The organism is Pseudoduganella sp. RAF19, assembly GCF_052114165.1.
In the GTDB taxonomy this organism is placed as follows: Bacteria; Pseudomonadota; Gammaproteobacteria; order Burkholderiales; family Burkholderiaceae_D; genus Rugamonas.
Window position 1 is genome coordinate 541,825 of sequence record NZ_JBFREF010000005.1, and the last position, 18,379, is coordinate 560,203.

At 61.8% G+C, this 18,379-nt stretch carries 22 protein-coding genes; all 22 read left to right on the plus strand.

Features of this window, described 5'->3' with window-relative positions:
- The first annotated feature begins 10 nt into the window (after positions 1 to 10).
- The 22 genes from AB4Z19_RS15715 to AB4Z19_RS15820 all read left to right on the plus strand — a co-directional run bounded on the left by AB4Z19_RS15715 (position 11) and on the right by AB4Z19_RS15820 (position 18,358).
- Positions 11 to 253 (plus strand): transcriptional regulator, encoded by a 243-nt coding sequence (locus AB4Z19_RS15715; RefSeq protein WP_442028890.1) that lies wholly within the window; start codon positions 11 to 13, stop codon positions 251 to 253.
- 58 nt (positions 254 to 311) lie between these two features.
- Positions 312 to 794: a YmfL family putative regulatory protein gene (locus AB4Z19_RS15720; RefSeq protein WP_442028891.1), complete on the plus strand. Its 483-nt coding sequence runs from the start codon at positions 312 to 314 to the stop codon at positions 792 to 794.
- Entirely contained in the window at positions 794 to 1,213 is a 420-nt protein-coding gene (locus tag AB4Z19_RS15725; protein WP_442028892.1) for a hypothetical protein, read from the plus strand. The genes AB4Z19_RS15720 and AB4Z19_RS15725 overlap by 1 nt, the downstream gene beginning before the upstream one ends.
- Positions 1,214 to 3,952, plus strand: a complete 2,739-nt coding sequence (locus tag AB4Z19_RS15730; protein ID WP_442035579.1) for a DUF5906 domain-containing protein — start codon at positions 1,214 to 1,216, stop codon at positions 3,950 to 3,952.
- 334 nt (positions 3,953 to 4,286) lie between these two features.
- Positions 4,287 to 4,745 (plus strand): hypothetical protein, encoded by a 459-nt coding sequence (locus AB4Z19_RS15735; RefSeq protein ID WP_442029340.1) that lies wholly within the window; start codon positions 4,287 to 4,289, stop codon positions 4,743 to 4,745.
- 470 nt (positions 4,746 to 5,215) lie between these two features.
- Positions 5,216 to 6,022 carry a hypothetical protein gene (locus AB4Z19_RS15740; protein ID WP_442029339.1) on the plus strand — a complete coding sequence of 269 codons (807 nt, stop codon included), beginning with the start codon at positions 5,216 to 5,218 and terminating at the stop codon, positions 6,020 to 6,022.
- Positions 6,023 to 6,334: 312 nt separating this feature from the next.
- Positions 6,335 to 6,994, plus strand: a complete 660-nt coding sequence (locus tag AB4Z19_RS15745; RefSeq protein ID WP_442035580.1) for a hypothetical protein — start codon at positions 6,335 to 6,337, stop codon at positions 6,992 to 6,994.
- Between the two features lie 91 nt (positions 6,995 to 7,085).
- Positions 7,086 to 7,604: a terminase small subunit gene (locus AB4Z19_RS15750; protein WP_442035581.1), complete on the plus strand. Its 519-nt coding sequence runs from the start codon at positions 7,086 to 7,088 to the stop codon at positions 7,602 to 7,604.
- Entirely contained in the window at positions 7,552 to 9,627 is a 2,076-nt protein-coding gene (locus AB4Z19_RS15755; RefSeq protein WP_442035582.1) for a phage terminase large subunit family protein, read from the plus strand. Before AB4Z19_RS15750 ends, AB4Z19_RS15755 begins: the two co-directional genes overlap by 53 nt.
- 10 nt (positions 9,628 to 9,637) lie before the next feature.
- A complete protein-coding gene (gene gpW / locus AB4Z19_RS15760; RefSeq protein ID WP_090189566.1) occupies positions 9,638 to 9,901 on the plus strand; it encodes a gpW family head-tail joining protein in 264 nt (87 codons plus the stop codon).
- The gene (locus AB4Z19_RS15765; protein ID WP_442035583.1) at positions 9,901 to 11,529 is read left to right on the plus strand and encodes a phage portal protein; all 1,629 of its coding nucleotides are present in this window, start codon (positions 9,901 to 9,903) and stop codon (positions 11,527 to 11,529) included. The genes gpW and AB4Z19_RS15765 overlap by 1 nt, the downstream gene beginning before the upstream one ends.
- Positions 11,526 to 12,386 carry a S49 family peptidase gene (locus tag AB4Z19_RS15770; RefSeq protein WP_090189573.1) on the plus strand — a complete coding sequence of 287 codons (861 nt, stop codon included), beginning with the start codon at positions 11,526 to 11,528 and terminating at the stop codon, positions 12,384 to 12,386. Before AB4Z19_RS15765 ends, AB4Z19_RS15770 begins: the two co-directional genes overlap by 4 nt.
- A gap of 20 nt (positions 12,387 to 12,406) precedes the next feature.
- The gene (locus AB4Z19_RS15775; protein WP_090189575.1) at positions 12,407 to 12,982 is read left to right on the plus strand and encodes a hypothetical protein; all 576 of its coding nucleotides are present in this window, start codon (positions 12,407 to 12,409) and stop codon (positions 12,980 to 12,982) included.
- A gap of 30 nt (positions 12,983 to 13,012) precedes the next feature.
- Complete coding sequence (locus tag AB4Z19_RS15780) at positions 13,013 to 13,426, plus strand: head decoration protein (protein ID WP_442026567.1); 414 nt, start codon at positions 13,013 to 13,015, stop codon at positions 13,424 to 13,426.
- A gap of 70 nt (positions 13,427 to 13,496) precedes the next feature.
- Complete coding sequence (locus tag AB4Z19_RS15785) at positions 13,497 to 14,549, plus strand: major capsid protein (RefSeq protein ID WP_090189579.1); 1,053 nt, start codon at positions 13,497 to 13,499, stop codon at positions 14,547 to 14,549.
- Positions 14,550 to 14,753, plus strand: coding sequence for a hypothetical protein (locus AB4Z19_RS15790; RefSeq protein WP_090189581.1), 204 nt, complete (start codon positions 14,550 to 14,552; stop codon positions 14,751 to 14,753). It begins immediately after the preceding gene.
- Positions 14,750 to 15,079, plus strand: coding sequence for a head-tail joining protein (locus AB4Z19_RS15795; protein ID WP_442025766.1), 330 nt, complete (start codon positions 14,750 to 14,752; stop codon positions 15,077 to 15,079). The genes AB4Z19_RS15790 and AB4Z19_RS15795 overlap by 4 nt, the downstream gene beginning before the upstream one ends.
- Positions 15,072 to 15,707 carry a hypothetical protein gene (locus AB4Z19_RS15800; RefSeq protein ID WP_442025767.1) on the plus strand — a complete coding sequence of 212 codons (636 nt, stop codon included), beginning with the start codon at positions 15,072 to 15,074 and terminating at the stop codon, positions 15,705 to 15,707. Before AB4Z19_RS15795 ends, AB4Z19_RS15800 begins: the two co-directional genes overlap by 8 nt.
- 8 nt (positions 15,708 to 15,715) lie before the next feature.
- On the plus strand, positions 15,716 to 15,901 hold the full coding sequence (locus AB4Z19_RS15805) for a DUF2635 domain-containing protein (protein WP_090189587.1): 186 nt from the start codon (positions 15,716 to 15,718) through the stop codon (positions 15,899 to 15,901).
- A complete protein-coding gene (locus tag AB4Z19_RS15810) occupies positions 15,901 to 17,385 on the plus strand; it encodes a phage tail sheath subtilisin-like domain-containing protein (RefSeq protein WP_442025768.1) in 1,485 nt (494 codons plus the stop codon). Before AB4Z19_RS15805 ends, AB4Z19_RS15810 begins: the two co-directional genes overlap by 1 nt.
- 12 nt (positions 17,386 to 17,397) lie before the next feature.
- Complete coding sequence (locus AB4Z19_RS15815) at positions 17,398 to 17,766, plus strand: phage tail tube protein (RefSeq protein WP_090189591.1); 369 nt, start codon at positions 17,398 to 17,400, stop codon at positions 17,764 to 17,766.
- 1 nt (position 17,767) lies between these two features.
- The gene (locus tag AB4Z19_RS15820; protein WP_442025769.1) at positions 17,768 to 18,358 is read left to right on the plus strand and encodes a phage tail assembly protein; all 591 of its coding nucleotides are present in this window, start codon (positions 17,768 to 17,770) and stop codon (positions 18,356 to 18,358) included.
- The last annotated feature ends 21 nt before the right edge of the window (positions 18,359 to 18,379 follow it).

An 18,379-nucleotide genomic window follows, 5' to 3' on the forward strand; every position in this document is an offset into this window, starting at 1 on the left:
TCTCAACACAATGAACTCCTCTCCAATTGACGAAGTAGTCGCGATTTTAGGTTCGCTCCAAGCGCTGGCGAGGCACTTGGGTGTCACGAAGGGGGCGGCAGGGCAGTGGAAACTCCCTGGTCGTCGTGTCCCAGCAGAGCATTGCCCAACGATCGAAAGACTGGTTCAGGGCAGGGTCAGGTGTGAGGCACTTCGACCGGACGTGGACTGGGCGTATCTGAGGGGCACCGGGCAGGTGCAACCCCTTCATTGACGGTTCGAAGTGTAGAGCCGAAAGAGCAGTAGCAAAACCATAATATTTAGGAGTTTGTATGGATGTTCGCAGCGCTATCTTGAACCTGATCAACGCGATTCCTGGGAAATGGGTCGTGGCAGCAGCTCACCTGGGCATGACGGAAAATTCGCTCCGTAACCGGGCATACGAAACCAAGGGCCAATCGCTCTCGACGGATCACGCACTTGCTCTGCAGCAGCTGACCGGTGCCACTGATTTTGCCGAAGCGATTGCGGTTGCCAGCGGCGGCACCTTTGTGAAGCTGCCTGAGGTGGGCGAAATCGAAAATGAATCCATCCAGCTGCTGTTTAACGAGAACTACGCCGAGCTGGGCAAACTGTTCAACACGTTCATCGGCGCGATCGAAGATAACAAGATCGACGCAAGCGAGCGCCAGAAGCTCGAAGCGCTGGGTGCGCAACTGCATCGCAAGACCGAAACCCTGCTGGCTGTCATGTTCAGCGTGTACTGCCCGCGCGCCAACGCTGTTCGCGCCGAGCCGCTGCGCGAGGTGGCGTAATGGCGGCCTTCAATATGCCGCGTCGCGGCACGGCAGCATACAACGCACTGGTGACGCTCTATGCGGCCGGAGCCCCTCTCTCGGCTGCCACGCTGGCCGCACGCTCCGGGTGGAAGCGTGGCGCTGTCCAATTCGAGGACGAAGTGATCGGCGCCCTGTGCGCGGTTGGCCTGGCCAGCATTACCCCAAAGGGCATCGAAATTACCAGGGCGGGCAGCAAGTTCGTCGGGCCGAAAGATGCGGAGCCCGAGTACGAGGGAATCCCCGCAGCCCCGCGCGTCGGTTCGGGTTTCCGCCCACTGCGCAGCCGCAGCACAATGGTGATCCGCGCCGGCGCCTTGGACTACCGCGACATCCCTTCGATGATGGGTGGTGTGCAGGTTCCCTACAAGTCTTCGGTACGCCCGGAAAGCGAGTAAATGGCGACAGTCAACGACGTACTGGCACAGATGGCTGCGCACCTTCCCGCGCTGCCGCCGACGCCACTGGATCTCAATGCCAAGTTCAAGAAGTTTGGGGAGGGTAAGAAGTCCTGGTACAAGCTCTCCGAAATCAAGCTGGACGACGGCCGGTTTGTCGTCGCGGGGGCGTTTGGTCGCTTCCAGGGGCGCGATCCCGGCACCGTCAAAGTCGAGATTGGACGGGCCAGCCTGAGCGATGCTGACCTGGCGGCGATCAAGCGCCGACAGGAAGAAAAGCAGAAGCAAGAGGAGGAACGGCGCCAGCACGTCGCTGGCCTCGCCGCTGGCCGTGCACGCCGTCAATGGCGTCAGGCCAAGGACGCCACGCTTGTCGCTGACCACGCCTATCTGGTGCGCAAGCAAATCGTCGGTGAATATGCCCGCGTGCATGAGGATGGCAGCCTGCTGGTCCCTGCGCGGCACTACACGCGATCCGGCGCGGAGCTGGCCTGCGTGCAGAAGATTGCCCCGGATGGCGAGAAGCGGTTCAACACGGGCGCCGATATGGTTGGTGCAAGCTGCCTGCTCGGTTCCGTGTCGGCAGCTGTTCGCCAGATCGGCGTGGCAGAAGGCTATGCGAGCGGCCAGTCCGTCCGTATGGGGTGCGCCAGTGCGTTGCCCGTAATGGTCACGTTCAGCGCCGGGAACCTGCTTCCGGTCGCCCGCAAGCTCCGCGCCGATTTTCCCGACGCTGAGCTGATCTTCTTCGCAGACGACGACTGGCAACTGGTGCAGCGATACGCCCGCGACGTCCTGGAGGAGTTTGACGTGGTGGCGCCGGCCATCGACGGCGTGGACCACGTCCTGCAGAGCCCGGCTGGCCACGACGTGACCGTGCGCGCAACCTGGCGCAAGGATGCGACTGGCACGGACTACATCGAGGCAGATGTCCGCTCCGGTCGTCGCTTCCACATTTGGAAGTTTGAGAACGCCGGCATCGCCAGCGCTCGCGCCGCCGCCCGTGAGGTAGAGAACGCCCGTGTGGTATGGCCGGCGTTCGCAGATCGCGGCGAGAACAAGTGGACGGACTTTAACGATCTGCACGTTCAGGAATCGCTCGACGTGGCGCGCGCCCAGGTGATGGCGGCCATTGAGAATCGGCCTGCCGCTGACCTGCCGTCTCCCGCACCCTCTCATGTGGAATGCGCGCCTCTGGCGCCAGCCGTCGCGGCGGACGACGCTCCCCCGGCCCCCTCCGTAGAGAATGCCGAGCCCGAGGCAATTGGCCTCGTTCCGCTGGAGTGGGCGTTGTCGCATTGCGCGCTGATCCAGGGTTCGACCGATGTGTGGGACTCGGTGAACAAGCTGCGCATGAAGAGCAAGGCGTTCGTCACAATGGTCGGTAAGGAAAGCGCGAAGCAATGGGAAAACAGCCCACAGCGCCGCTCGATCAGTCCTCGCAATCTCCCGGTTACCGTGCGCGGCGTCGCAGCAACTGGCGGGGGGGCGGGGGATGACTCCCTGCTGATGATGCTGGAGCGCTACACGCTGCTGTACGGGACGAAGACGGTGTGGGATCACGACCGGCGCAAGATCATTGGATACGACGCAATGGCACTCTCGCGCGGCTCGAACTTGGCGGAGCGTTGGCTGGAGCATTCAATGCGGCGCGAGATCGACCTGGAGAACCTGGTGTTCGATCCGACCCAGACGGTGGACCTGAAAACGCACATCAACATGTTCGAAGGCTTCCCGCTCAAGCCGAAAAAGGACGAGGAGAAAGCGCAGTTGGCCCTGGAGCTGCTGTACAGCCTTTGCGCATCGGAGCCGGGGCGCGACGAGCTGTTCCAGTGGGTGCTACGCTGGCTGGCCTATCCGCTGCAGCATCCTGGCGCCAAGATGCAGACGGCACTCCTGTTCTTCGGCGAGAAGCAGGGCACCGGCAAGAGCCTGTTCTTCGAAGGCATCGTCAAGCCAATCTATGGCGAGTATGGCGCGACTGGTGGCCAGAACCAGCTGGATTCCACCTACACGGTGTGGCGTTCGCAGAAGCTGTTCGTCCTCTTCGAGGAAATCCTGTCGCGCCAGGACAAGTACAGCTCCATTGGCCTGATTAAGCACATGATCACTGGCCGCACGCAGCCGATCAGCCAGAAGTTCAAGGACGACCGCGACGAGGCCAACCACATGAACACGGTAATGCTGTCCAACGAGTTCCAGGCTGTGCCGCTGGAGCCTCACGACCGCCGGTTCTGCGTTGCCGATGTGCGCGCCGAGCTGGACCCCGAGCTGCTGAAGAAGATCAAGGCCGTGTTGGATGACGGTCTGATCGAGGCGTTCTACGCATTCCTGCTGGAGTATCCGCTGGGCGACTTCAACCCGCACACCTGGCCGCCGATGACTGCGGCCAAAGAGCGCGTAATCAGCTTTGGCCGGCCGGACTGGGAGGCGTTTTACCTGGCTTGGGCTGCAGGCGAGCTGGATGCGCCGTATTGCTCCTGCCTGTCGAATGACCTGTACCTGGTCTATGACCGCTACTGCTCCCGCTTCGGCTTGCGCGGCCAGTCCCTCACCAAATTTGCCGAGCTGATGGGGAATCGCCTCAAGAAAGACCGCCAGTGGGTCACGATCGGCACGAAGAAGAAGCTCTTAACCGTGCTGCACGTGCCGGATCAGGAGGGTGACGACGCGAAGGAAAGCCTGAGCAAGCGGTGTGAACGCTTCCGCGATCTGGCTGACATCAAGGCCCCGATATGAATGTGGACAATTTCAAGGTTATGAACAGGGCTTGCACATACCCTGCTACGCGCAAAGCCAGTGTTCATGCGGTGTTAACAGGGTTAACAGGGTTTGCAGGGCCGCTTCCGCGTGCGCGTGTGTGTTTGATGAATTAGAAGGCATCGAAGAAATCTATATGTGTGTGTAGTCATACCCTGTTAACCCTGTTAACCCTGTGTAAGCAAGCATTCATGCGGGTTTCAGCGTAACAGGGTCAACGAAAAGCGTGTAAAGGGTCTGATCGAAGAATTACAGGGTTGGTTCAGGGTAGAAACCGGGCAGGGTTTCAGGGCAAATGGAAAACGATAGGGATATGCAGATGACAGCGGTGGCGAAAATCGAAGTGGACGGTGTGGTCTTTGTGGAAGAGCGACGTGCGGCGGCTGTGGCGGCGCCAGCCATGCGGGTGATCCCGGTGGCTGACAAGCAGGAAGTGGGGCCGCTGGACTACTGCCTGGACCTGTGGACGGATTGGCAGCGCCGTGATGATCTGCGTCTTGGCTTCCGGGGCCGTTGCGCGATTATCGAAAGTGAAAACGAGGCGGACTCGGATGCCCTGTACGGAAACATGGACGACCGCGTTGCCGAGGCCGTTGAGGCGATGGTAGTCAGCATGCCACGCCATCTCGATTGGGCGATCCGTCAACGCTGCCGCTTGGCGACCGTGTGGCGCTTCCCGTCCCTGGTATTCGCCGATGTGCTGCCCGAGGCGGAGGCGGCCCTGACGACCTTGCTGCGAAAGAATCTTGCAACGCGCGTTTTCTTTGCGTAGAATCTCGTTCAGGACGGCGCTCGTCCATACCATCTCGAAGCCTCGCAATATGCGGGGCTTTTTTGTATTGCTGAAGCGCCGGAAGTGGATTAGTAATCGATCACCCTGCTAGTTATAAAGGGATATGGACGGTGAGCTTCAAATTTGCCACGCGATTTAGAAGGGCCTTACGAGGGTTCTGGATTACTGTCGCAGCGATGGCCATTGTTCACTTTCAGTTGTACTACGGGCCTTACGTCGGAAGGTATCACGTCTGGTTCTCTTGGGAGGTTTGGAAGTCTGTTCACGTTGGGTGTGCCCTTGTGCTCACGATAGCAAGCATGGCGGCTACAGCGGATCTCTTGCTCGCCTTTCCGAAGCTGTGGTGCGGCTCGCACCGGAGCTCTGCGAATCGAAAGGTACTAAGACTTGTTTGGATGTCTGTTGCTACGGCACCAGCACTTCACATACTTCTGTATTCTTGGATAGGCGTGATCAAGTACCGCGTACTATTCACAGCTAAAGCCGGTGCGCTGGTTCTCGACATCAGTTGGGTCATCATTGGCGCGGCAGGAATTGCCGCGATGGCCGATTTATTCATCGGCATTGCGGGCAAGATCCTGTCCCGTCGTTTTGCAGCGGCTATTGGTGGCCTGGACAGCAGTGCTGGCGAAATCGTATGCCTCGCTTGTAAAGAGGAAATTAAGCCAGGCGCGCTGATTTGCAAGCATTGTAAAACCGACTTGAGCTGGCGCCGCCATCTACAGATTGGCCAGACGTCACTTGCGCTCGTCACGGCGTTCGTGGCGGTGCTTGGCGCAGTGGCCCCGAACATCAAAAGTGCTTTTCAGTCGAGTCACTCCCAGATCAGCTATACGATGACGTCGTCCACGTTCGACACCGTGACGCTGTTGGTTACGAATTACGGACCAGAGATGGGGCTCGTTTCGGACCTGACAGTTTGGGTGATCGCGGACATAACCGACGCGAAAGGTCAACAGTCAAACACGATAATGCCGCTCCGATATAAGCCCTCTGGGCAACAGCCATTTGCGGTGAAGTCGCAGGCAACGGAGCAAGTGACATACAGACTGGTCGCAGAACTCCAGTTCGACCAAAAGGTGCTAGAAAAGTTCACCCCGCAGCAGACTATTCAGTTTGAATTAGACCTCATAGGTGCTGAATGTAGAAGCCGGCTTCAGGTTACCGACCACGGCGGCGAGTACATTACGAAGCACTACTGCCAACCTCGACTGTTTTGGTTGCCGCTTATGGGGGTATGGAACAGACAGCTATAGTTGGCTGGCAAAAAGCGCTAATTGTGCGCGATTGTTTGACAGAGCATTGTGTAATTGGGCCTGCGAAATGCAGGCCCTTTTCTTTTGACGCCCAGCCTATGCAAGTAGAGCTGGGCGTTTCAATTTTCGGCCATTGCATAGCATGGCGGCGTTGGGCGATAACGTAAAGCGCGTCCAATTATCAACGACGAAAGGTGGGTGATCTTGTCTCGATCCGCTGAAGAGCGGGGGATACAGGTTGGCGTTTCGTTCTTGGCCCGGTACGCCCGGGCTTTTTTATTCCGTGCAGACGTCTGCACTTGAGGTCAGTCCATGCTGGGTATTTCAATCCGCTCCAACTTGAGGGAGTTACAGCGTTCATTCGACGCAGTCGCTCGGCGGCAGGTTCCATTTGCCACGGCTAGCGCGTTGACATCCTTGGCAAAGCGAGTGAAGGCGGCAGAGCAGACCGGGATGCGTAGGGTGCTGGACCGGCCGACACCGTTCACGATCAATTCGGTCGGCGTGAGGGCGGCCAGGAAGACCGACCCCACGGCGACAGTCTTCATCAAAGATGTTGCGGCCACGTACCTGGAGCCCTTCGAGTTCGGTGGCACTCACAAGTTGAGCGCGCGAGGCTTGGCGAATCCAAAGGCCGCAGGGGTCAATCAGTACGGCAATCTGCCAAGAACGATGATTGCGCGTCTAAAGAGCAGGGGCGACGTCTTCATCGGCGCCGTAAAGACAAAAAGCGGTGAAACCATAAACGGCGTGTGGCAACGACCATCAGTGCCCGTCGCGATGAGGGGGCGCCGGTTGGCGCGTGGCTCGAATGACACGGGACGGCTGAAGCTGCTGATTCGCTTCACTGATCCCGAGCCGGTCACGCAGCGCTTGAACTACAGGGAGCGTGCAAAACGCCTGATAGCTGCGCAGTTTGACCGGGAGTTCAGCGCAGCGATGGCGAAAGCCCTGGCGAACGCTCGCCCATAAATGCCAACGGGTCCCTCCTGGGGATTCGGGACCCACGGGCATTGCGCGCCGCGATCGTTCGCTACTTCCAAAATTTTTGCTAGGGGGTTGTATGGTGGACCTTACCTCGCCCATGAAACAGGCTGAGTTCGGCGACCTGGTGGGAGTCAGCCAGCAGGCGGTCAGCGACCTGGTCAAGCGCGAGGTGCTGATTGCCGGCGAGCCTGCGGGAATGTGGCTGCAACGGTACTGCGCGCATCTGCGAGAGCACGCCGCTGGCCGTGCCGCTGCTGGCGACCTGGATCTCGCAACCGAGCGCGCTGCGTTGGCGCGCGAACAGCGCATCCGCCTTGAAATGGCGAATGCCCTCACCCGGAAGGAAAGCGCTCCGGTCGCCACGCTGGAGATGGCGATGGCAACGATGGGGCGGAAGATCGCCAGGGTTCTGGAGTCGATTCCCGTCAGCATCAAGCGCCGGTCGCCCGGCCTGACCGCAGCCGACTTCGAAATCATCACGACGGAAATTGCGAAGGCGCGAAACATAGCGGCGTCCGCGCAGCTGGAAGACGAGGACGAGGATGGATCTATCGGAGATTCAGAAGGCGATCAGGAGTGGCCTGAAGACGCTTGAGGTGCCTGAGCCCATGCGGTTGTCGCAGTGGGCTGAGAAGCATTTTTACCTGTCGGCGGAGTCATCCTATGTCGAGGGCGCATGGAGCGCATATCCGTTCCAGCCAGCCATCATGGACGCCTTCTCCAACGACGACATTCAGGTCGTTGTAGTCAAGAAATCGGCGCGCGTCGGCTACACCAAGATGCTGGTGGCTTTGATCGCCTACGTGGCCCATCACAAGCGCCGCAACCAGGCGGTGTGGCAACCCACGGATGAGGACTCAGACGAGTTTGTGAAAACCGAGTTGGACAGCATGCTGCGTGACGTAAAGGTCATGCGCGAGGTGTTCCGCCAGGGTAAAGGCAAAGGCAAGAACGACACGCTCAAAGGCAAGCAGTTCTTGGGATCTCGGCTGTACACCAAAGGCGGCAAGGCCGCCCGCAGCTACCGCCGTATTTCGGTTGACTACTCCATTCTTGATGAGCTGGACGGATTCGACCTCGACATCGAGAAGGAAGGCAGTCCTGACAAGCTGGCGGGTAAGCGGGTTGAGGGCGCGCTGTTCCCGAAAGAGATCCTTGGCTCTACGCCGAAGCTGAAAGGCTTCAGCCGCACCGAGGCGCGCGAAGAACAGTGCGACCTGCAGATGCGGTTCAAAGTGCCATGCCCGCATTGCGGCGACCGGCACGAAATCACGTTTGGCGGTAAGGATAAGCGGCACGGCTTCAAGTGGATCAACCGCGACCCGGAAACGGTCGGCCATGTTTGTCCACACTGCGCGACGCTGTACACGCAGGCCGAATACCTGTCGGTGTGGACGCAGGGGCGCTGGGAGGCTCCGGACGGAACCTGGATCGATGGTGAGTCCCGCTTCCGAAACGCTGCCGACGAGCTGGTCCCGGCGCCGCGCTCGATCGCCTTCCATGTGTGGACGGCGTACAGCCCGCAGGCGACATGGGCGCAAATCGTGCGCGACTACCTGGCGGCGGTTGATAAGGCCCGCGCGGGCGACACCAGCGAGCTGAAAACCTTCGTCAATACGACGCTGGGTGAAACCTGGGAGGAAGAGGTCGAGAAGACCGAGGCGGACGCACTGATCCAGCGCGCGGAGGATTACCCGCTGCGCGAGGTGCCGAGGGGTGGCCTGGTGTTGGTGGCCGGCGTGGACGTACAGGCCAACCGCTTCGAGGTCGTGGTCTGGGCCATCGGGCGCGGCGAGGAAATGTGGGCCGTGGACTACCAGGTGATCGATGCCAACCCGGCCGATGAGCGGGAGTGGGAAGAAAAGCTCGACCCATACCTGCAAATGCGGTTCAAGCACGTCGGTGGACAGTACCTCCCGATTGAGGCGGCTGCGATCGACACCGGCGGCCACTTTACGCACCAGGCGTACAACTTCTGCCGCGTTCGCGCCCGTCGCCGCATTTATGCGGTCAAGGGTGATAGCCGCCAGGGCCAGCCGGTCAAAGGCCGCAGCAGCATGCAGGACGTGAATCACCAGGGCAAGGTGATCAAGCGTGGCGTAAAGCTGTGGATGGTCGGGACCGATACGGCCAAGGACTTGATCCACGGTCGCCTGCAGGTCACGCAACCCGGCCCCGGCTACGTCCACTTCCCCAAGGCGATGCCGGTGGAGTTCTACCAGCAGCTTACCGCTGAGGTGCGGGTGCTGCAGAAAACGGCGACTGGTGAGCAACATCGCTGGGTCAAGGTCGGCGGACGCCGCAACGAGGTGCTGGACTGCAGTGTGTACGCGCTGTTCTCGGCCCAGTCGCTGGATCTGCATAAGTACACCGACCGGCTTTGGGCAAAGCTGGAAGCTGCGGTCAATCCGCCAATGGCCGATCTGTTCGATGCGCCAGTGGAGCCCGAGGAAGCGGGCGTGCAAGGGCTGGCCGTTGGCGAACTCGCGGTCAAGCTCGGCGAATCGCTGAAGCAGCTGAGGGAGGCCGCCAAGGCCGAACCTGCTGTCAAGGTCACCACACTCGGCCAAGGCGGTCAGGCCCCGCGCAGCCGGTTGGCGGCGTTGATACAGAAATAGAGGAGTTCCAATGCGATTCAATCCCAATGCCAGCCTGCTGGCAGGTATGCAGACGTCTGCACTGCGCACGGCGCTGACCAATGCGCAGCAGGCATATATCGACCTGTCCACTGGCGCCAAAGGCGAGTCCTACTCGTACACCCAAGGCGACGGATCGCGCTCGGTGACGTACAGCAAGGCGAACATCGCCGACCTGGCCGTTCTTATTCAAACCCTGCAAGCGCAGCTGGGCATCGTGCCCCGTCCGCGCCGCGCCGTGAGGTTCCGATTCTGATGAATACTCCAGTCACGATCCTGGGCGCGAACGGCCAACCACTGGCGCCGGCGCGTACATCCATGCTGCACGGCAGTCCTGGCGTGCCTTACGACGCCGCCGACCGTAGCAGCGACCACATGGCGAGCTGGTCGCCCACCTTGCCGTCACCGGACGGTGAGCTGAACGGTTTCCGCGACACCATCGTCGCCCGCGTCCGCGACCTGGTGCGCAATGATGGCTGGGCCTCGGGCACTGTCACGCGGATTCTCGACAATGCGATCGGAGCCAATTTCCGGCCGATCTTCAAGCCGGATTGGCAGGCCCTGCAAGCCCACACGGGCATCAAGGCTTTCGACCACGTTTGGGCTGACGAATTCGGTCGGGGCCTGGAGGCGAGCTATCGCTTGTGGGCAACCGACATCGGGCGCTATTGCGACACCCAGCGCAACCTGACGATGGCGCAAATGATCCGTGTCGGCTTCCGCCACAAGTTGATCGATGGCGATGCGATCGCGCAGCTGCATTGGCTGCCAGAACGAGTGGGCGTAGGGCGGGCGCGATATGCCACGGCGGTACAACTGATTGACCCTGATCGGCTGTCCAACCCGCAGTTGCAAATCGACACCGAACAGCTGCGCGGTGGCGTCGAGATCGATCAGTACGGCGCGGCGCTGGCGTACCACATCCGGCGCGCGCACCAGGGCGACTACTTTGCTGCAGGGCGTGCGTACACCTGGGACCGCATCGAGCGGGAAACTGAGTGGGGCCGCCCGATCATCGTGCACGACTTCGAGCAGGAGCGTGCTGGTCAGCACCGAGGCGGTGCGGGCATTTTTACCCCTGTAATTCAGCGCCTCAAAATGCTGATCAAGTACGACAGCGCCGAGCTGGACGCGGCGCTGCTAAATGCGATCTTTGCAGCCTATATCGAATCGCCATATGACCACTCGATGGTCGAAGGCGCGCTGGCCGGTGACGACGACGTTGGTGCCTACCAGAAGGATCGGATGGCCTACCACGGCGAGCAGCGCCTGAAACTGAACGGCGCGCGCATGCCGATCCTCTATCCAGGGGAGAAGCTGAACACGGTGATGGCCACCCGGCCGAACGCCAACTTTGATGCCTTCGAGGCGGCGGTGCTGCGCAATGTGGCATCGGCGACCGGCCTATCGGCACAGCAGATCAGCAACAACTGGTCGGATGTGAACTACAGCTCGGCGCGCGGCGCCATGCTCGAAGCGTGGAAGACCCTTTCGCGGCGGCGAAATGACTTTGCCATCGGCTTTGCACAGCCCATCGTGTGTGGCTTTGCCGAAGAAGCGATGGAAGTAGACGACCTGCCTTTGCCAGCCGGTGCACCGGAGTTTGCCGAGTATCGCGCGGCATATGCGCGGGCGAAGTGGATGGGGCCGGGGCGCGGGATTGTCGATCCGCTGAAAGAGCGCCAGGGCTCAGTGCTCGGGATGGATGCGGCGCTCTCGACGCTGGAAGACGAGGCGGCCGAGCTGGACGGCAAGGATTGGCGAGAAACGGTCGCGCAGCGTGCGATCGAGATCAAGCGATTCCAGGAGCTGGGAGTGCCGCTGCCGCAGTGGGCAGCTGGCGGTGATCAACCAGAAACAAACGAAAAGGATGGTGTCGAATGAAATTCGCATTCCTGGCCCAGCGGCTGTTCAACACGCCGCTGGCAATCACGCCGCGCAAGGCCGAAGTGGTCATGGCGGCGCTGGCCGAGCGCATGGGGGTCTCCCACATCGCCCGCTCCGGCGCGCAGATGATGGACGACGACGAGTACGGCTATGCCGATCCCGGCCAGAACCCGCGCAGCGGTTACGACACTGTCGCCGGCGTGGCGGTGATTCCGATTCAGGGAACGCTGGTGCAGAAACTCGGCACGTTGCGCCCGTACTCGGGCATGACGGGCTATGACGGGATTCGGCAGAACGTGCTGACCGCCCTGGCCGACTCCAGCGTGAAGGCCATCGTGCTCGATATCGACAGTCCTGGCGGCGAGGTGGCCGGCTGCTTCGACCTGGTTGACACGATCTACCGTGCACGCGGCACCAAGCCGATCTGGTCGATTCTGAACGAGTCGGCCTATAGCGCCGGTTACGCGATCGCCAGCGCCGCCGACAAGGTACTGGTGCCGCGTACAGGTGGCGTGGGCAGCGTTGGTGTCATCTGGGCGCACATGGACTGGTCCAAGGCGCTGACCGAGGCTGGATTCAAAGTTACCTTTATCACCTACGGCGACTTGAAGGCTGAGGGCCGGCCAGAAATTGAACTATCCGACGAGGCGCGTGCGCGCTTCCAGGCGGACATCAACACGATGGGCGAACTGTTTGTCGAAACGGTCGCCCGCAACCGGAATATCCCCGCCGCCAAGGTGCGGGATACACAGGCTGGCACCTTCCTGGGCGCGGCAGGCGTTGCCCAGGGCCTGGCTGACAGCGTTATGGCTCCAGACGCGGCTTTCAGGGCGCTGCTGGCCGAGCTTGATTAATCACCCAAGGAAGAACCTAAATGAAGAAAGCAAAAGCAGGCGGCCTTGCCAAGGCATTCTCCTTCGCTCACCTGATCGGCATGGCCGCAGCAGATGGCGGCGAAGACCCGAACAAGCAGCGCGAGGATGAGTCCGACGAGGACTACGCCAAGCGCATGGAAGAGGAAGAGCGCAAGCAGCGCGATGACGAGTCCGACGAGGACTACGCCAAGCGCATGGAAGAGCTGGACAAGAAAGAAGGCGACGACGAGCAGGACGACGACGCGGACGCAGAAGACGAAACCGAAGGCGAGAAGGCCGCGCGTGAACGCGAGCGCGCCCGTTGCGCGGCGATCTTCTCCAGCCCGGCCGCCGCTTCCCGCCCGGACTTTGCGGCTCACCTGGCGTTCCAGACTGGCATGAAGGCCAGCGAAGCGATCGGCATGCTGACGACCTTTGCGGCTGGCGCACCGAAGCGCAGCTCGCTGGCATCGCGTATGTCGGGTGTCAAGCAGGTGAACACTGGCACCGGCGCCGGCGCCGCAGCTCCGACCGGCGCCAATGCGGCTGCCGCCATGATCCTCGCCGCCGGCAAAAAGCGCCGCGGCGAGCAGTAATCCACAGTTTCATCAACAGAAAGGGACATCATGCCTCTCGCAACTACCAACGTGGGTGCAAACCCCCAAGCCCCCGGCGCGGTCGCCCAGGTCTACGTGCCGGACCAGCTGTTCGCCGGCCACCTGAAGCCCGTCACGGACGCCATCGTCCTGGGTGCTGGCAATCTGCAGCGCGGCGCCGTGCTGGGGCAAGTGACCGCCACCGGCAACTACATCCTGTGCGTGAAGACGGCCAACGACGGCAGCCAGATCCCGAGCGCGATCCTGGCCGACGCTGCTGATGCTTCCGGCGGTGCCGTGCCAGCGGGCGCCTACCTGACCGGCGAGTTCAACGTCAACGCGCTGATCTTCGACGCGTCGTGGACTGCCGCGCAGGTCAAGGCCGCAGCTCGCTCGCTGTCGATTTTCGTCAAGAACGTGGTTGGCGCGGCTGATCCTACTTAACCGCACCTGATGCACATGAGATCCCGCTTCTGGCGGGATTTTTTTTTCCTACTTCCGTGAAGGAATCGCAATGTCGTTGAATACCAACTTTGTTTTCGACACCAATACGCTGATTGCGGTGGTGCCCAACCTGAAGCGTCCGCAGAAGTTCCTGCTGGACCGCTTCTTCCCGAATGTCGAGATGAGCGATAGCGAGTACGTCTCGATCGACGTGGACGTCGGCAAGCGCCGCATGTCGCCCTTCGTCTCGCCGCTGGTCGGTGGCAAGCTGGTGGAAAGCCGCCGCACCCAGACCAATATGTTCAAGCCTGCCTACATCAAGGACAAGCGCGCACCCGACTTGCGTAAGCCAGTGCGCCGCGCGATCGGCGAACAGATCGGCGGCTCCCTGACGGGTGCTGAGCGCGAGGCCGCAAATCTGGAGCTGGAGCTGACCGACCAGTTGGACATGCTGGACCGCCGTCTGGAATGGATGGCCGCGTCCGCGCTGATCAATGGCACCGTAACGATCACCGGCGAAGGCTTCCCAACTGTGGTCGTTGACTTCGGCCGCGACGCCTCGCTGACCGTGGCCAAGTCCGGCACCGGCCGTTGGATCAAGGCGAACATCGATGCCGGTACGGCATCGCCTACCAACGACGTGTCTGCATGGGCCCAGCAGATGCTGAAGAAGTCGGGGGCGGCGCCAACCGATATCGTGTTCTCCACCAGCGCGTGGAACGGCTTCAAGCTGGACCCGGCCCTGCAGGGCGCGATCGTGTATCCGAAGCTGAGCGATTCGGGCAATGCTATCAACCCGGCGGCAATGATCAAGCCCGGTGCGCAGTACCAAGGTCGCTGGGGCCAGTATGACCTGTGGGTCTACAACGACTGGTACGTGGACGATAACAACGTCGAACAGCCGATGATCCCGGACGGTGCGCTGATCATGACCGGCGGCGAGCTGCAAGGCACTCGTGCCTTCGGCCAGGTCCTCGACCCGGAGCACAACTACCAGGCGCTGCCGTATGCGCCGAAGACCTGGGTTGAGAAAGACCCCGCGCAGCGCCTGCTGCTGCTCCAATCCTCCCCGATCGTAATTCCCGCACGCGCCAACGCGTGCATGTCCGCACAGGTGATCTAAATGGCAAAGAACGACAAAAACGAGATCGTCACCGTTAAGGTGGCAAAGCGCAAATCTGTCGACGTGGAGGGCAAGCTGTACGGCCCCGACAGCGTGATCGAGCTGTCGCTGGAAGATGCGAAGGATCTGTTTGAAAAGGGCTTCGTGGTCGATCCGAAAGATGAGCCAGAAGCCGTCGAGGGGCCGGGCGTCAAGTCCGAATGATCGACTGGGACAAGATGGTCCTGGCGCCGACTGTCGGCGTCTTCGGCGAGGAAGTCATTTACATGCCGGCGGAGGGCGAGGCTTATCCCATCACCGGCGTGTATGACGAAGGTAACCGCGACCTGCATCTGGGGGGCGGCACGGGCTTTAATTCCTCGAACCCGATCGTCGGCGTGCGCGTCGCTGAAATGAAGGCGTATCCGCTGCAGGGTGACCTGCTGCGGATCACCCGAACGGGCGACCTCTTCGAAGTCAAGGACATCAACGACGACGGCAAGGGCGGCTTAACGCTGTCCCTGAACGAGGCGGAGGTCAGCGATGACTAATCCGATTCTCGCCCGGCGCCAGATCCGCCAGGCCGTCATCGCTGCGCTGCAAGGCGCGGGCGTCGTCCCGGCGAAGAGCCTGTCGTCGCCTGGTGACTGGGTGACACAGCCTGAACGCGTGCCGGCGATCCTGGTGCGCGTCACGAAAGCCACCAAGGAGCCACAAGCGACCGGCCCGACGAACTTCACCACGGTGGTGCTGGTTGAGCTGGAAACGCGCGTGTCCGCCAATTCGGCGGCCACGGCGCAGGACGAGCTGGACGAGTTGGACGCCAAAGTCGAGCAAGCGCTGTTCACCAATACGGAGCTGATCCGGCTGGTGCAGCGCTTCGGCATGGAAGCGGAAAGCGAGATCAACTCCGAAGGCCGTAACCACGTGGGCGGAACGCGGATGCAGCTGCGCTGCGAGGCGTTCGAAGCCTTTGATCCGATCTACGACGCGCCGGACGCGCTGCAGCCGGTCGCACCGCCGCTGGAAGGTGTGGCGCTGCACGTCGACCTGGCTGCGCCATTCGACGCCAACGGCGTGTACGAATCCCAGTTCGCTGGCGCCGTACCTGCCGCGCCCCGCACGAGCGGCCCAGACGGCCGCGATGAAGGTGGCCTCGAAATAACCCTCAATTCATAGGAGAGCACATGCTCGTAAAGCCTGCCAACGGCCTGGTCATTCGTGACCCGGACCTGCTGGACCTGATCCCGGAGACTGGCCGCGAAGTGCCGGAAACCGACTACTGGATGCGCCGCTTGCGCGACAAGGACGTCGTCCTGGTCGAACCGGCCGCTGCACCCGTCAAACAATCCGCAAAGGGGAGCACTGACTGATGAGCAAAATTCCATTCAAGCAGCTGCCGGCCAACGTGCGCGTGCCGCTGTTCTACGCCGAGGTTGACAACTCGCTGGCCAACAGCGGCGAGTTCAATCAGCGCGCCCTGGTCATCGGCCAGATGCTCGCTGCTGGCGTTGCCCAGCCGAACGTGCCTGTCATCTGCCAGAGCCCGGCCGATGCTGCTGCCTTGGGCGGTGCGGGTTCGATGCTGCACCTGGCGGTGCAGGCATATCGCCAGAACGACACGTTCGGCGAAGTATGGTGCCTGCCGGTGCAGGATGCCGGCGGCGCCACGGCTGCAACTGGCACGGTGACGTTCACTGCCGCCGCCACGGTCGCAGGCACGCTGTCGCTGTACGTGGCAGGCGCGCTGGTGCAGATGGCCGTGCTGCCGACGCAGACCGTCGCRCAGCTGGCCACCGCGCTGGTCGCGGCGATTACCGCTACGCCAAACCTGCCGGTGTCCGCCGCTGCTGCTGCAGGCGTTGTTACCCTGACCGCGCTGAACAAGGGTACGGTGGGCAACGACATCGACGTGCGCCTGAACTACCTGGGCACGCGCGGTAGCGAGGCCACGCCGACCGGCTTGGCCGTGACGATCGTTCCGATGGCAAATGGCACTGGCGTGCCGGCACTGGCGGCGGCGTTGGCCAACCTGGGCGACACCATGTTTGACTTTATCGTCTGCCCGTACACCGACGCGGCAAGCCTGAACGCCGTCGGCGCGCTGCTGAACGATGTAAACGGCCGCTGGTCGTGGGCTTCGCAGCTGTACGGCCACGCCTTCGCCGCGCAGCGTGGCACCGTAGGCTCGCTGACGACCTTCGGCGTCGGCCGCAACGACCAGCACGTCTCTGTGATGGGTTTCAATGACAGCCCGACGCCGAGCTGGCAGTGGGCCGCTGCGGTTGCTGGCGCGGCGGCTTCGAGCGTGCGCGTGGACCCGGCAATGCCGCTGCAGACCGTGCGCGTGGCCGGCGTGCTGGCGCCGCCGCTGGCTTCGCGCTTCCAGCTGACCGACCGCAACACGCTGCTGTTCGACGGTATCTCGACCTTCACCGTCGCCGACGATGGCGCCGTGGCGATCGAGAACCTGATTACGACGTACCAGAAGAATGCGGCCGGCGCCCCGGACAACAGCTATCTGCAGATCGAGACGCTGTTCACCCTGGCGCTGGTACTGCGCTCGCTGAAAGGCGTAATCACGTCGAAGTATGCGCGCGTGAAGCTGGCCGCCAACGGCACGCGCTTCGGCCCTGGTGCCAACGTCGTCACGCCGAACATGATCCGCGCCGACCTGATCGCCGCCTACCGCACCTTGGAGGACGCCGGCCTGGTGCAAAACGGTGATGCGTTCAAAGACGGCCTGATTGTGCAGAAGAACACGCAGAACCCGAACCGCGTGGACATTCTGTGGCCCGGCACCCTGATCAACCAGCTGCGCATCTTCGCGCTGCTGGCCCAGTTCCGCCTGCAATAAGGAGCAACTTCAATGGCAGACACTACCAATCGCCTCGCCGGTATCGCGTACCTGAACGTGGACGGCAAGACTTACATGCTCGCCGGCGACCTCGGCTACAAGGTATCCAAGGTTGCCCGCGAGACGCTGACCGGCCAAGACCGTGTCCACGGCTACTCCGAGAAGCCCGTCGCTGGCGAAATCACGGCAAAGTTGCGCGATGCCGGCGGCCTGACCGTGGCGGACTTCAACGCCATGACCAACGTGACCGTCACCCTGGAGCTGGCCAACGGTAAGACCGTTGTTGGCCGCAACATGTGGACCGTCGATGACCAAACTGTAGAAACGACCGAAGCCACCTTCGAAGTGAAGTGGAACGGCTTTAGCGTCGAGGAGGTGTGATATGCAAGTCAATCAACAAAACGAACAGGCCGCCTCGGTGGCCGATACGCTGGTGCTGACCCTGCGCAAGCCGGTGTCCTTCGCCGGCAAGGACTACTCGGCCGTCACGCTGCGCGAGCCTATCGCAGATGAACTGGAAGCTGCATCCCGCGCTGTGTCGGGCGTCGGCGCCTTGATGTCGCTGATCGCCAGCACCGCGCAAGTACCAGCGGGCGTGGCCAAGGCCATGTGCAGCCGCGACCTGGCCGAGGCGGACGCCTTCTTCAATGGCTTTACCGTCCCGCCTCAAGAGACGGGCGACGGTGACGACTTCGTGGACCAGCTGGAAATCAGCCTCCGCAAGCCGGTATCACTGGGCAAGGCTGACGCGGCGACGACCTACGAGACGCTGGCGATGGCGGAGCCGACCGGCGGGCAGAAGGAGCAGGCTGCACGCGAGCCGAACGACACGCGTGCGGCCATCGTGCTGATCTCGCTGGTGGCCAAGGTGCCGCGTGCTGTGGTGGGCCGCCTGTGCCGCCGCGACTTCGAGGAGGCGTGCAATTTTTTGGGCAGCTGCAACGTGGTTGGCCCGAAAACTGGCGCGATGTAGCGGCAGAACTGACGCGCTTCT